This window comes from Bradyrhizobium sp. SMVTL-02 (assembly GCF_051853005.1).
In the GTDB taxonomy this organism is placed as follows: Bacteria; Pseudomonadota; Alphaproteobacteria; order Rhizobiales; family Xanthobacteraceae; genus Bradyrhizobium.
This window is the reverse complement of the sequence record NZ_CP182469.1, coordinates 5,742,961-5,755,373: the sequence shown is the minus strand read 5'-3', so window position 1 is coordinate 5,755,373 and position 12,413 is coordinate 5,742,961. Positions and strand designations below refer to the sequence as shown.

Genomic DNA, 12,413 nt, shown 5'->3' with positions numbered 1-12,413 from the left:
ACGGATAGGTGCTGTGTCCGTCGCGCACGAGCTATTCCTGCTAGAGCGTTTCACATTTTGATTGAAGCATAACCGGCGCTGGCGAAGTAGTTGGCGCATTCGCGAGGCTGGATGTCTTGGACGAGGTGACCGATATGGCGCCAAGTCTCCTCGATTGAGCGCTTCTGAGCTTGCCGCATCCAGTGTTTGATCTTGGAGAAGGCCTGTTCGATTGGGTTGAGGTCGGGCGAGTATGGCGGCAGGTACCAGAGTCTGGCGCCAGCAGCCTTGATCATTTGCCTGACGGCTTTCGACTTATGGCTTCCGAGATTGTCGAGAATGACGATGTCGCCTTCACGCAGGGTTGGCAGGAGAATGTGCTTTACGTAACCACGGAAGCATTCACCGTTGATCGGGCCATCGAAGACGCAGGGTGCCGTGAGTTGGTCATGGCGGAGCGCGCCGAGGAATGTGAGGGTACGCCAGTGACCGTGCGGAGCGAAGCCGCGCAGGCGCGCCCCTTTGGGTCCCCAGCCTCGCAAAGGGGCCATGTTGGTCTTGATCCAGGTCTCATCGATGAAGACGAGCCGGCCCGGATCGAGCCCGGCCTGCCAGGCTCGCCAACGCAAGCGCCTACGAGAGACGTCGGCGCGAGCCTGTTCGAGGGCGAACAGTGTTTTTTTTGAACCGCAGCCCTTCCCGGCGCAGGAACAGCCAGACCGCATTGTGTGAGACCTTGACCCCACGGGCTGCCAGTTCCGCCTTCAGACCATGCAGCGTCAGGTGCGGCGTCTGAGTGATCCGCTCGACGATGAAGGCGCGGTGCGGATCAAGCACAGGCTTGCGGTGACCACCCATCTTGCCGGGCGCTACCGAGCCGGTCGTTCGATAACGCTGTGACCACTTCACAACTGACGAGACAGCAACGCCAAACCGTTCCGCCACAGATCGGCAGCTCTCACCTTTGGCAACAGCGGATACCGCACGCTTACGCAAATCGTTGGAAATTGGTCGGACCATCGGATGCTGGCCTCCAGCCCAGCCAGCATCTTGAATCATATTCGTCCCAGACCCGGAATCCCTTCCGATTCAATAAATCCGTGAACCGCTCTAGCGGTTGCGTTCCACCCGCCGACTGTCGCGCAAACCCGATTCCCATATAGCGAAATCACAACGTCTCGCAACGACTAACGCTGGCTTACAGAACATAACGAGCAATTCCCTCCCTCTGAGCGCATTATGGCCCAATGAAAGAGGAGACACCCATGGTGAAGCACTCCGAAAATCCAAGACACGGTAACGCCACGCGTTGCGCAGTATGCGCCGGCAGATTTGGTCTCGTCCGGCACTACTCTTGGCAAACTCCGCTTTGTTCCACGAAGTGCGTCGATCGTTTCAAGGCTCGCCGGGCATGCGATTATGACTGGCTGCCCCGGCTTCAGCCTTGGCCCAGAACGCCGCGAACCGCGTGAGGGCACCATGACCATAGATATCTCACGGCGAGCCACGGAATGCCTGAAAACTGCACATAGTTTGCTCCGCGTGGCCAAGACCATGACTGACCAGGCGATTGCATATCAACTTAAGGTGCTTGCCGAGAACTACGAGCGGCGGGCGGAGAAGGCTTCGCGCGTTGATACTGAGAAAGCGCTGGCTCGCGCTGCTGCTGACGCCCAAAGCGAGGCGGTGCTTGAAAACGAAGTGATGCTAGAAGGAGGCTGGACATGACCCAGGTGTATTTCCACTGCTCCAACAGCAAAGAGGAGTTGGTTGATAGCTGCGGCACCGTGGTGGAAGATCTTGCTGAGGCGCGAGATCGCGCGGCCTCTGTCGTGAGATCACTCACCATGGGGCGAAGCATCGAAGATTGGCGTAGTTGGGTTTTGCACGTCATAGACGACCTTGGTGAAGAGCTGTTTGTCGTCCCGTTCGCTTTCGTGCTCGGTAGGCCCCATTGAGGTCATCATGATCGTAATTCGATCTCCGATGGCACCGCTGCGGCGACGGGCGAGCGACGTCGCGAGCAGCGTGAGAAGGCTCATTGCGACGCCTGCGATCCGTATCGGCCCGAGCGTCATTACATGCGTTGGGGAGGTCCTAAGTGGTTCGTCAAACATCGTGCATCCGCATCTGTCACGATTTCCTGAAAGGAAGCTTGGGCTCGGCATACGTCTGGCCATTCTACCTCGCCGGGCTCCCCCGCCGCCGGTCCTTTCCCTCCCGAGGGCCGGCCGCCCGTTCAAGGTCCTGAAGGGCTCTGGTGGATCGGATTGGCTCGGCGAATCTTCAAACAGGCGAAGTCCTGGTCGTTGAGCAAAACTAGGCGGAGATCTCTGGTGATGGCCTATGAACACTTCTTTTCAGCGGCGCTGCCTCGCCTCCACGGTACGCATACGACGGAGACCGCCTGATTGACGCATGCGCGCGGGGGCCGGGTAGCGCTATGATAGCCCTGCGTGAAGGTTAGGCAGCTTGCTGATCGGTGGGCTTGTCGGCTTGACGCAGGAGCTTCCATTCCCAAGGCAGCAGTTCGTGCAAACGCGAAGCGGGAAGATCGGCGATTGGGCGAGGACGTCGGCGAGCCAGGCTTTGGCGTCGACATCGTTAAGACGACAGGTCGTGATCGTCGTTAGCATGATGGCGGCGCGGTCGGAGCCGCGCGGGCTGCCGGCGAAGGTCCAATTGCGCCTTCCCAAGGCGATGCCGCGCAACGCTCTTTCGGCGGCGTTGTTGCTGAGGCAGATCCTGCCATCGTCGAGGAAGCGGGCAAAGTCGGCCCAGCGCCTGAGCATGTAATTCATGGGTTTCAGGACCTCGGAGGAGCGCGAGAGGGTTTCTCGCTCGCGTAGCAGCCAGGCGTGCATGTCGTCGAGCAGCGGCTTGCTTCTCTCCTGGCGCACGGCACGCCGCTCGTCGGCGGTGCGGCCGCGCGATCGCGTTCGTCAAACAAGGCGGCCCGCAATGGAGGGATACTCAGCAGGGCGCCGGCACCGATCAAAAATCCTCGTCGAGACTGCAACATAAAAAATCCTCCAAGATGGCACATGCATCTGGAGGACTGGCGACCTACTGTTGCCCATGTGGGCCACATCGTCGTGCCACCGTTGCCGGTCAAGGCTGGTTGGCGGGGCCGTCAGGCCCTCTCAGGATGCACCCTCACAGATAGCCCATTTGCAAACCAAGTCAAATTCCAGATTGCCGCCGGCATAGGCCGGATCGAGACCCGTAGATGGTGCTGGCAGCTGTTACTGAGGGGTGGGGGTGCCCCCCGGGGCCGATAGCCGGGATTGAGAGCGACCAGGTACCGGTACCAGTTACCCAGGCATATCTTCGAGCGCAGTGGCAAGCGGCGACCTGTCGGATTCCGCCGGACGTGCTAATCACTCGGCGCGCGCGAATGACCCGAAGCCGACTTCCAACCGATTAGCCACCCACCGTTTCGCGATTTGCTGTAGACTGTCTTATGGACCGGGACATGCTTCAGAGACACCTAAGGGAAGCCGAGCGGCACGTTGCCCAAGGTGAGCGCCATGTTGCGGAGCAGGAGGCGCGTGTTGCGGAGCTCACGCGTCTTGGAGCGGACGTGACGGAAGCGCGGAGACTCCTCGCCAACTTCTATGCGAGCCAGGTCCAGCACATAGAGCATCGGGACCGCATACTTTGCATACTTTGCGAATTGAAAAATTCGAATTAAACACACCGGATTATAGCATGCGTGGAGCGCTACGCGCGAACGTATGCAGTGGCCGGATAGGGAGTGTCGGGTACCATACAGACAAAGATCAGAGCTGCATCTTAAATGGCCGGCCCTCAATCAGCATTTGCGAGGACTGGCCATGGGAGCAACCCGGCGGCGCATAAAGCATGATTTAACCTTCGAAGAGCGGCTTGCGGAAGAAGCTCAGCGATTTAAGGCAGCAGCCGAAAAGGAAGCGGTAGGCAGCACGGCCCGCGAGTTGCTCATGCGGCGAGCTCGGCAAGCCGAAACTGCTTCACGCATAAGCGATTGGCTTAAGTCCCCGGGCTTGCAGCGTCCGAAATAACGCCATGACCAGCGGATACTACGCCTACATCATCGGTCACGACGGGCATATTAAGGAACGCATCGACCTTGTCTGCGACAATGACGAGGAAGCCAAGCGCAGTATTGAGCAGTTGGTGGATGGACACGCCATAGAGCTATGGCAAGAGACGCGCTGGGTAGTGACCTATCGACCCCAAGAGTAAGCCGCCGCAGTTATCGGTGTCGTTAGCTGCTAAGTCGGCTACCCAACAGAGGTTCCCTGACCATAGGAACGACGACCATTCTGACGAATTGCCTTCTATCACTGACACGGGCCCAGAGCCGCAGGCGTCAGTGGCTGAGAGACCAATTGCGCTCCCGCCTGTGGGAGTGCGGTCCATGGCCGATTTCGCCAATCGTTTGCTCAATGCTTTGTCGTCCTCTGACGCGGCGGCGCTCCAGCCTCATCTGAAAAGCGTGCAGCTTCGACAGAAGCAAATTCTTTATGAAACCGGTCAGCCCATCACCCTAGTTTATTTTCCGACGGGTGCCGTCATCTCACTGGTGGTTGACCTTAGTTCCGGGGCGTCTGTCGAGGCGGCGATGGTCGGGCTTGACGGTGTGCTTGGCGCATCGGCGGCGCTGGACGGGAGAAAATCACTGAACCAAGCGATCGTGCAATTGGCTGGCAGCAGCTTGGTATGCGACATCGGTGATCTTGCTTCGATTGCCTTGCAAAGCGTGAGTATGCTTTCGACACTCATCCGCCATGAACAAGCTCTGTTCATGCAGGCACAACAATCAGCGGCCTGCATGTCGTCGCACACAGTCGAGGCTCGGCTCTGCCGATGGCTGCTGCGGGCAAGGGATTTAGCCGGTAGCGACACTCTCGACTTTACCCAAGAATTCCTGGCCGAGATGCTTGGTGTGCAACGGACGAGTGTCACGTTGTCCGCTCAAACGCTCCACGAGGCCGGTTTGATCGAATATAAGCGAGGCAAAATACACCTTCTGAATGTAGATCTTCTGCACGAGGCTGTTTGCGAATGCTACCGAGCGGTGAAAGATCAGTATGAAGCGATTGCCGCATCGAGCGATGATTAAAGGCTGCCTAGGTCAACCGCCGCTCGCCGTTTGGATTGATTTCGTGCAGGAACCTTGCCCCTGCTTGCGGTGTTGGAGAGCAAGTGCAACTACTTAGGAGGAACTCGTATGAGAACTCTGCTATTGACCGGTGTACTGGCGGTCGCTGGCTTCGCTCTCGCCACGCCGATCTCCATTGCACCCGCGTCAGCTCAAGTTGAGGTTGATACTCCACTCGGCGGCGTGAGAGTGGGCCCGGAGCGGCGGTACTACCGAGAGTACGATCGACCCGCTTATCGCGCTCACGGGTATGATCGCGGATATCGCGGTGGTTGCCGCACCGTCACGATCGAGCGCGACGACGGTTCGGTCCGCAGAATCCGCCGCTGCGATTAGCAGTGCCGGACTAGAAATTGATGCCGGGCGCGTCAGGGCCTCTTTTCATTTTGCGAATGTTGACTCGCCCGGAGCGCAATTCCGGTCGTCAGCTCTTGAGGTGGATCGGAGATATTGGGTCAGTTGCCAGTCTGCGATCATGACCCGAGCGACACCGGCGCCAGGCGCAGCTGAGGCCGTTTGTCGCCGGTGTGTTGCATAGCACTTGTTGAACTGGTTAGACGGCGACCGGAGCCGAAGGCGAATCGGAATTTTGCATTGTCACGGTCCCAAGATTGAAGAACTGAAGCGTGCCGCCGCGGCCGCAAGCGGGTCGGGCGGACAGAGATTAGGAGCGGTTGCTCGTTAGGGAACTAGCGCCACTGTGGCCAGTTGAATACCAAAACTAAGCTCCAGCTCGAGTGGGCTGGAGCGTTCCTTTTTGTCTTCGGCTGGATTGCAAAGGCGTGAGTGCTGAACGTGGCCTTACTGCCGTTCGATGGTAGGGGGCTGCGCGCGACTCCCTGGCAGAGTGGGGGTGTTTTTGACCAGAGCCCTTTGCGCTTTATCGAAGAGGTCTAGCGTCATAATGTGCATCGCCCGGGCTTTCTCCGGGTCCGATTCTGCTAATGCCAACCGTGATGCGATCTCAGCTTGCTTCAAATAGTATTCGGCGGTGGGCACTTCGTTTCCCCATAGGTTCCACCTCCCTAAGTGGAAGCTAGCGGGTTAAGTGCAAAAGTGCACATTTGTTCCCGGGCTGCGAGAAAAACCACGTTCGGCGAAACGGAAACGTGTCACTGGCGACCTCGGCCGCTTAGCCACAGGATGATGACGCCAATGACGATCGGAGCCAGCCCAAAAGCCAATGCCACCCAGAACATGGGCTCTTGGAGGATGTAGAGGATTCCGAGCATGCGTAGGCATAGCGCCACCTAAACGCGCGGTCAGTGTTGGGTTGCTCCGTGATAATACGGGCGCGGGGTGACGCCGATCATTGCTGGTCGAACCAGACGGTCTAGACTGATGCCGATCTGCCAAATCGATACAAAAGAGAAATGGCGAAGTCTTCAAAACTTGTCGTCGCAAAGAAGGGCCGCGTCCTCCTGGTCAGACGACGACGCGACAAGCTCTGGATGTTTCCGGGCGGTCGCAAGCGTGCAGGTGAGAGTGAAAGGAAGTGCCTCCGCCGAGAGATCAGGGAAGAACTGCCGAAGCTCAAGCTGGGCCCGGTGAAGCTCTGGAAGGAAGTGAAGGCAAAGAACCGGCGGTCCGGTCGCAAGATGAGTGACGCAATCTTCTTAGCTAAGGACGCGGGGGGCGCCCTGAAGATTGGCGACAAGAAGGAGATTGATAAGGCGGTCTGGTGCAAGCCACGAGGAATCAGGCTGACGCCGACTTCGCGATACATCCGAGACAAGTTGTTTCCGAAGTGAAGCGTGCTTGACCGCTTGACCGGCCGGTAAGCCGCCTTAATCGTCTCGGCGCGGCGGCTTTCGTGGCGTCCGATCTGCTCGCGGAAAAACCCCGCCTCCCAAGAAGAGGCAGGGTTTAAGTTAGAGGGAGGTACTCGCTGGCCAGCGCGTACCCCCATGCCAACGCTACCATAGGAAGGGGGCGCATCATAGGCAGTTTGACCGCCAAAAATCGGCGGGCGCTTCGCGCTCGGGCCCACGATCCTAATCGCCGGTGGGAGTAATGCGAAACTCAACAACCTCGGGCAAGCCGCGCAAATGTTTGGCAAGTCGTTCGGCATTGAGCCTGTCGCGGCTCTTAATGGTCATCCGGTACTCGAACTGCTGCCCGCCCTCGCTTAGTCGCGATGACAGGTTGGCAATCGTAAAGCCGTGATCGCCAATCATCTTATGGACTTCGCTTTCGCCCATCACCTTATCCCGAGCAAAGCGTAACATGTGATGGGCATAGAACTCGCTCGGCAATCGAGCCTCGATGACCCTGAACAGCGCGAGTACCATGAGGGTTGCGACGGCGCCAACAAACGCCGCAAACCAGAACCCGATTCCAACCAGAATACCAATAGCTGCCGTCACCCAAATGGATGCAGCCGTTGTTAATCCGCGGACAGTAAGTCCCTCCTTGAAAATGACGCCAGCTCCCAAAAATCCAATGCCGGTCATGATGCCCTGCGCCATACGGGTCGGGTCAGTGCGGATGGCGTCATGTTCAAGTAATGTCATCCACTGGTGCTGATAAACCGTAACGATCATGAGAATGGCTGACGCGATACAGACGAGGGAATGCGTTCTAAAACCTGCCGGGCGTCCATGAAATGTGCGCTCGAACCCGATCATAGCGCCAATGGCGAGAGCACCAGCAACTCTGACGATAATCACCAGCTCGTCGTGCCCCATGGTGCCTCCTATGCGTCCGGGGAAATCAAAAGGGCCAGGCGTAAATCAGAGCCACAGGGAGGTGTGGTTAACCTCGCCTCGAAAAAGCTAACACAGGGACCGAAAACGCCAAGCATAAACCTGACAGCCGAAGCGATATGCGAGCTACAGCGAACGTCGTTTCGCATCACACACGCAGCGCTAACACTCTGGGCACAAGGCCTGCTTCGGGTCAAACTGCGAAGAACCTAAGTTGAGCAAATCTGGTCCGCTCTGCCGTGATGAGCGAATCTTCGTCAGACGCGCCACGACTTCGCAGACGGGCTAGAACAGGACGTGCTGACCTTGAGCCGCACAAGTGGCGTTTGCTATCCCTATAGTTAGTCCGCTCGCAAAGGATTGACCAATGACCCATGTATTATTTCGAGGATGCCGAAATTGGTACCACCAGAAACGCAGGTCCTTATTTGGTCTCGAAGGAAGAGATTATACAGTTTGCCAAGCAATACGAACCGATACCGCGCCACATCGATGAGGAGGCGGCAGCACGTTCAATTTTTGGTGGATTAACCGCATCGAGCGCCCACACGTTTGCAGTCTTCATCTCGCTCACGCCCAAGCTCCAGCCTCGGCCTCTCCATGTCCTCGCCGGAATGGGCTGGGATGAGCTGAGGTTGCCGAACCCGGTACGCCCAGGAGAGATGAACTTAATCTCGAAGCGACTATTTTGGAGAAGCTGGAGTCAAAATCGAAATCTGATCGCGGCATCGTGCGCAATCAAATCCGATTATGCAACCAAAGAAACGAGGTCGCCCTGCAATGCATCGGCATCATCCTCGTTGCAAGGCGACCAGACGCGAAAGCATCCGCGTAAGCTGTTGTACAACGTGCCGCCGGTTGGTTTCTGTCTCTTGTGGGTCAAAACACGAAGAACTCACGTCGAGCAAATCTGGTCAGCTCTGACTCGACGAGCGGACTACCGGCCGCCGAGGCGCAACTTCCCGACGGGCCATAGCTGTCATTCGATCACCTCGGAGCAGTTGGAGACAACCCCGCTTTCCGAAGACCCTCAATTATCAGCTTCGCGTTTGTTTGCCCCGCCCGACCGATCCTCACGGATATACCGTAGGTGGGATCGACCTCAAGCAGACGAGCCACCGCCTCCCGCGCGTCAGCGTCACGTCCGAGATGGGCCAAAGCGGACGCGAGGCACACGTATGCGGACGAATAGGACGGGTTCTGGCGTTGCGCTTTCTTCCCGGCCACGATGGCCTCGTCAAAGCGACGAAGCTCAATAAAGGCCATCCCCATCCCAGTAAGCGACACGTGTAGCCGCGGGTCTATTGGGCTCATCCGAATGCCACGTTCAAAGCTCCGGACCGCTTCCTCCGGCAACCCAGCAAGAAAATAGACCCAGCCTCTAGCGTGCCATGCCTCAAATGAATTTTGGTTGAGCGCGACCGCCCGGTCTGCCATTTCGATCGCACTTTCGTAATCGCCTGCAACGAACGCCAAGGTTACGCAAGCCAATGCTAGCGTTTCTGGATCTCCATTGTCGACACTCAATGCCAAGCGAACGAGCCGAACCGCTTCCTTGCGCTCGAATTGACGATTGGTCGAATAGCCTAAGACGACGTTGTTCATGTGACAGGCACCCGCCAGAGCAGCAACAAAGCCGAACCGAGGGTCTAGCTCTAACGCGCGATGAGCCAGCCTTATCGCCTCGGCGAACCCTTCGCGGGTCGCCAGGTAAAACTGCGGCAGAGCACGGAGGTAATAATCATAGGCGGTAAGGTTCTCCGGTCGCCGCCGTGCCGCCATCGCGATTTCTGTTTGCAGCAATTTCGGCTGAATGGCCGAGATGACGGCGACCGTCACCTCGTCCTGCAGAGCAAAAACGTCGGTCAGGTCGCGCTCGAACCTGTCCGCCCAGATGTGTGCGCCTGTCACCGCGTCGATCAACTGTCCCGTGATGCGGACTTTGCCCGACGCCTTGCGCACGGACCCCTCAAGGACATAGCGCACGCCAAGCTCTTGCCCGACCTGCTTCACGTTCACCGCCTTGGCCTTGTAGGTGAAGCTGGAATTGCGGGCGATCACGAACAACCTTAAACCGGGAAAGCGCCGTAGTGATCTCCTCAACCATTCCGTCCGAAAAATACTCCTGCTCGGGATCGGCGGTCATGTTCTCAAACGGAAGTACGGCGATGGCGATGGGAGGCTTCTCCGGGAGTGGAGGGCCCGCAACTTCTCGCGTCTCCTGCACCTGTCCGACAAAACGGAAGCCCTTGCGCGGAAGCGTCTTGATAAGCCGCTGCTCCTCGCCGGTATCGCCGATGGCGGTCCGAGCAGCATTCAGGCGGGTTGTCAGCGCCGCGTCAGATACACTGCGCCCATTCCAAATGGCCTTGATGAGGTCGTCCTTGCTGACAACTCGCTCTCTGTTGCGGATAAGGTAATCGAGCAGGTCAAAAACCTGCGGTGTGATCGACACCGCATCAGTGCCCCGCTGCAGCTCGCGCCGGTCGGTGTCGAATGCGTATTCCTCGAAAAGATAGCGCAAGCTGCCATTCCTTCTCGGGGCCGCCTCTGTATTAGCGCATGAAGAATAAGCCGCCGGTAAGAGAAATGTAAGCCACCAGTTAAGCGCGCCGGCACCTCTTGCGGCAACTTCCGCCTAGTGAGCAGTCCAGACAGGACACCCTCAATGAGCATGATCCACGGGACCACCGAGCTGGGACCGGCAACGGCAAGGCGGCAGGTCTACAGTCCTCTCGAAGCATATTGGAATGCATTTCAGGAGTGGCGCAAACGCCGGAGATTACTGGCCAGCTTGTGCGACTTAAGTCATAGGGAGCTTATGGATATCGGTATTACGCGCGGCGAAATCGACTACGTCGCCTCGCACCGAGATTGCGATCCGCGAGGCATTCTATCCGGTCGAACGATGCAAGGTCGGATTATTCACAACCAGAAGGCGTCACATAACCGCTTAGGTTGAGCGAAGAAGGCGAGCAAGAACATTGCCGGGATGTGAACCAATTCACATCTGACGAGGCCGCCCGGCGGCAGTATGAAAGCGGTACATTATCAGAACCAGGCCGCGGCGAATGATTGCCAACCCTCCTGCTACGGGTGCTCAATGAGTGGCGAACGGTGGCCGTACTTTGCCGGCGTTGCATCGATCATCTTAGCGATGTCCTTTGCGTACTTGCTTGAACGCAAGTGCCAAACCGAGCTTGCATTTCAACGCTCCTTTCCATCCGCTCTGTCCGAGCTAATTGTAGGAAGGGAGCCGATTAGGTGTTGGTTCGATAATTGATTTCTGTGGAGGTCACTGCTCTGGCTCAGAAGCGGCGGTCCGGCCGCTCAGTTCGTCAGGTCCGGCTCTTCCCTGAGAATGGTCTTTTCGGCGGCTCAAAGGCAATTCGGCTACGGGTAGGAACGGCTTTATACATCGCGGGTCAAAGCCCCCGGAGCCCCCCCCGTCTCAGCGTTGACACGCTACCGGCCACGCGCCTGTGACCACCAAAAACGACCGCGGCAGAAAATATTAAACGTGGATCAATACCGCTTGTGCTGTCCGACTTCGACTGTCACGTATCCGCGAATTCCCGCATAACCGAATGTTTGCATACGGGTGATCCGATGAATTCCAATGCAGATCTTTCGACAATTCTAGATCGCATGCTTGATACAGCGGCCGACAATTTCAGGATCGCAAAGATCCTCGTTCAAATGGGACTTGATCCCAACAACATCACCTACGACGCACTGTTTAATCGGCTGTTTGAAATTGTGTTGGCCAATATCACGCTCGCCAACATGTTCGCCTTAGTTGGCGCCTTCTTCTTTGTCGCTACGTTGCTGATGCAGAGAATGGTGCCGCTGCGGGTCGCAAATATGGTCGGCTGTACATTCTTCGCAATTTCTTGTGCGCTTTCCGGGAGCGTCGCCACCTTTCTGCTTTATCTGCTGCTGTTGCCAGTCAACGCTTTTCGCCTCCGTCAACTGCTCAAGCTCGTTAAGAAGGCACGTAGCGCGACGCAGGGCGATAGGTCGATGGAATTGTTAAAACCATTCATGACCGAGCGTAGATATCGCCGAGGCGACATACTCTTCAGGAAGGGTGATGCCGCTGCGGAAATGTTCCTCATCGTCACCGGGAAGTTTCTCGTCATAGAAATCGGTGTCGAGCTTCCGCCAGGGCGCTTCATGGGAGAACTTGGCTTCCTCACACCCAATAACCGGCGAACCGCGACGGTCGAGTGCAGAGAAGACGGCCAAGTCCTGACGATAACTTATGAAAGGCTGCTTGAAATCTATTTTCAGAGTGATCAGCAATTCGGCGACTATATCCTCCTCCTCACCGGCCAGCGTCTCCTCGAAAACAACCAGCGCCTCCAGGAAAGCCTCTCGAAGCTGGAAGCAGCTCTCGCACAAGAGAAAGCGGCGCGATTGATGGCAGCTGCGCGAGGCACAGCTTGAATGGCATTGACTGCCATGGGTGGCACTACTGTCGCCGCACAGTGCGGCTCTCGCGACGCAACGATGTCCGCCTAGGGTCAAAAGCCGCCGATCAACGTTAAGCTGCGAGACTTCTGGGCTCGTTTGTAAGCCGT

At 57.4% G+C, this 12,413-nt stretch carries 11 protein-coding genes, 2 pseudogenes and 1 riboswitch; of the genes and pseudogenes, 8 read left to right on the top strand and 5 right to left on the bottom strand.

Annotated elements, in window-relative coordinates; translation table 11 throughout:
- Positions 1-50: 50 nt before the first annotated feature.
- A protein-coding gene (locus ACNJYB_RS27545; protein ID WP_439368321.1) for an IS630 family transposase occupies positions 51-999 on the bottom strand; the annotation gives its coding sequence in 2 pieces (ribosomal slippage) (positions 51-662 and positions 664-999; 948 coding nt in all).
- A 459-nt stretch (positions 1,000-1,458) separates the two neighbouring features.
- Here ACNJYB_RS27545 and ACNJYB_RS27540 point away from each other — a divergent pair.
- Entirely contained in the window at positions 1,459-1,707 is a 249-nt protein-coding gene (locus ACNJYB_RS27540) for a hypothetical protein (RefSeq protein ID WP_439369656.1), read from the top strand.
- Positions 1,704-1,937: a DUF6894 family protein gene (locus ACNJYB_RS27535; protein WP_439369655.1), complete on the top strand. Its 234-nt coding sequence runs from the start codon at positions 1,704-1,706 to the stop codon at positions 1,935-1,937. Before ACNJYB_RS27540 ends, ACNJYB_RS27535 begins: the two co-directional genes overlap by 4 nt.
- Positions 1,938-2,442: 505 nt before the next feature.
- On the opposite strand, the pseudogene ACNJYB_RS27530 reads toward ACNJYB_RS27535, so the two are convergent.
- Positions 2,443-2,906 (bottom strand): annotated as a pseudogene (locus tag ACNJYB_RS27530) (IS66 family transposase); the annotation flags it as partial.
- 131 nt (positions 2,907-3,037) lie between these two features.
- A riboswitch (SAM-I-IV-variant riboswitch) is annotated at positions 3,038-3,136 on the bottom strand.
- 890 nt (positions 3,137-4,026) lie between these two features.
- Between ACNJYB_RS27530 and ACNJYB_RS27525 the strand changes: the two are divergent.
- The 3 genes from ACNJYB_RS27525 to ACNJYB_RS27515 all read left to right on the top strand — a co-directional run bounded on the left by ACNJYB_RS27525 (position 4,027) and on the right by ACNJYB_RS27515 (position 6,876).
- On the top strand, positions 4,027-4,206 hold the full coding sequence (locus tag ACNJYB_RS27525; RefSeq protein WP_439369654.1) for a hypothetical protein: 180 nt from the start codon (positions 4,027-4,029) through the stop codon (positions 4,204-4,206).
- A 175-nt stretch (positions 4,207-4,381) separates the two neighbouring features.
- Positions 4,382-5,086: a Crp/Fnr family transcriptional regulator gene (locus tag ACNJYB_RS27520; protein WP_439369653.1), complete on the top strand. Its 705-nt coding sequence runs from the start codon at positions 4,382-4,384 to the stop codon at positions 5,084-5,086.
- Positions 5,087-6,498: 1,412 nt separating this feature from the next.
- The gene (locus ACNJYB_RS27515) at positions 6,499-6,876 is read left to right on the top strand and encodes an NUDIX hydrolase (protein WP_439369651.1); all 378 of its coding nucleotides are present in this window, start codon (positions 6,499-6,501) and stop codon (positions 6,874-6,876) included.
- A 243-nt stretch (positions 6,877-7,119) separates the two neighbouring features.
- On the opposite strand, the gene ACNJYB_RS27510 is transcribed toward ACNJYB_RS27515, so the two are convergent.
- Positions 7,120-7,812, bottom strand: a complete 693-nt coding sequence (locus ACNJYB_RS27510; protein WP_439369650.1) for an MgtC/SapB family protein — start codon at positions 7,810-7,812, stop codon at positions 7,120-7,122.
- A gap of 392 nt (positions 7,813-8,204) precedes the next feature.
- Between ACNJYB_RS27510 and ACNJYB_RS27505 the strand changes: the two are divergent.
- Positions 8,205-8,432 (top strand): annotated as a pseudogene (locus ACNJYB_RS27505) (acyl dehydratase); the annotation flags it as partial.
- Between the two features lie 385 nt (positions 8,433-8,817).
- On the opposite strand, the gene ACNJYB_RS27500 reads toward ACNJYB_RS27505, so the two are convergent.
- Together ACNJYB_RS27500 and ACNJYB_RS27495 are read right to left on the bottom strand one after the other, a co-directional pair.
- Positions 8,818-9,891, bottom strand: a complete 1,074-nt coding sequence (locus ACNJYB_RS27500) for a tetratricopeptide repeat protein (RefSeq protein WP_439369649.1) — start codon at positions 9,889-9,891, stop codon at positions 8,818-8,820.
- On the bottom strand, positions 9,800-10,354 hold the full coding sequence (locus ACNJYB_RS27495) for a winged helix-turn-helix domain-containing protein (RefSeq protein WP_439369648.1): 555 nt from the start codon (positions 10,352-10,354) through the stop codon (positions 9,800-9,802). Before ACNJYB_RS27495 ends, ACNJYB_RS27500 begins: the two co-directional genes overlap by 92 nt.
- A 144-nt stretch (positions 10,355-10,498) precedes the next feature.
- Between ACNJYB_RS27495 and ACNJYB_RS27490 the strand changes: the two genes are divergently transcribed.
- Positions 10,499-10,792: a DUF1127 domain-containing protein gene (locus ACNJYB_RS27490; RefSeq protein WP_439369647.1), complete on the top strand. Its 294-nt coding sequence runs from the start codon at positions 10,499-10,501 to the stop codon at positions 10,790-10,792.
- A 647-nt stretch (positions 10,793-11,439) separates the two neighbouring features.
- Positions 11,440-12,279: a Crp/Fnr family transcriptional regulator gene (locus ACNJYB_RS27485; protein WP_439369645.1), complete on the top strand. Its 840-nt coding sequence runs from the start codon at positions 11,440-11,442 to the stop codon at positions 12,277-12,279.
- The last annotated feature ends 134 nt before the right edge of the window (positions 12,280-12,413 follow it).

Excerpts from the sequence above, each read along its gene's own strand:
- ACNJYB_RS27540 (WP_439369656.1), top strand. The coding sequence starts at position 1,459 with ATGACCATAGATATCTCACGGCGAGCCACGGAATGCCTGAAAACTGCA.
- ACNJYB_RS27535 (WP_439369655.1), top strand. The coding sequence starts at position 1,704 with ATGACCCAGGTGTATTTCCACTGCTCCAACAGCAAAGAGGAGTTGGTT.
- ACNJYB_RS27525 (WP_439369654.1), top strand. The coding sequence starts at position 4,027 with ATGACCAGCGGATACTACGCCTACATCATCGGTCACGACGGGCATATT.
- ACNJYB_RS27520 (WP_439369653.1), top strand. The coding sequence starts at position 4,382 with ATGGCCGATTTCGCCAATCGTTTGCTCAATGCTTTGTCGTCCTCTGAC.
- ACNJYB_RS27515 (WP_439369651.1), top strand. The coding sequence starts at position 6,499 with ATGGCGAAGTCTTCAAAACTTGTCGTCGCAAAGAAGGGCCGCGTCCTC.
- ACNJYB_RS27510 (WP_439369650.1), bottom strand. The coding sequence starts at position 7,812 with ATGGGGCACGACGAGCTGGTGATTATCGTCAGAGTTGCTGGTGCTCTC.
- ACNJYB_RS27490 (WP_439369647.1), top strand. The coding sequence starts at position 10,499 with ATGAGCATGATCCACGGGACCACCGAGCTGGGACCGGCAACGGCAAGG.
- ACNJYB_RS27485 (WP_439369645.1), top strand. The coding sequence starts at position 11,440 with ATGAATTCCAATGCAGATCTTTCGACAATTCTAGATCGCATGCTTGAT.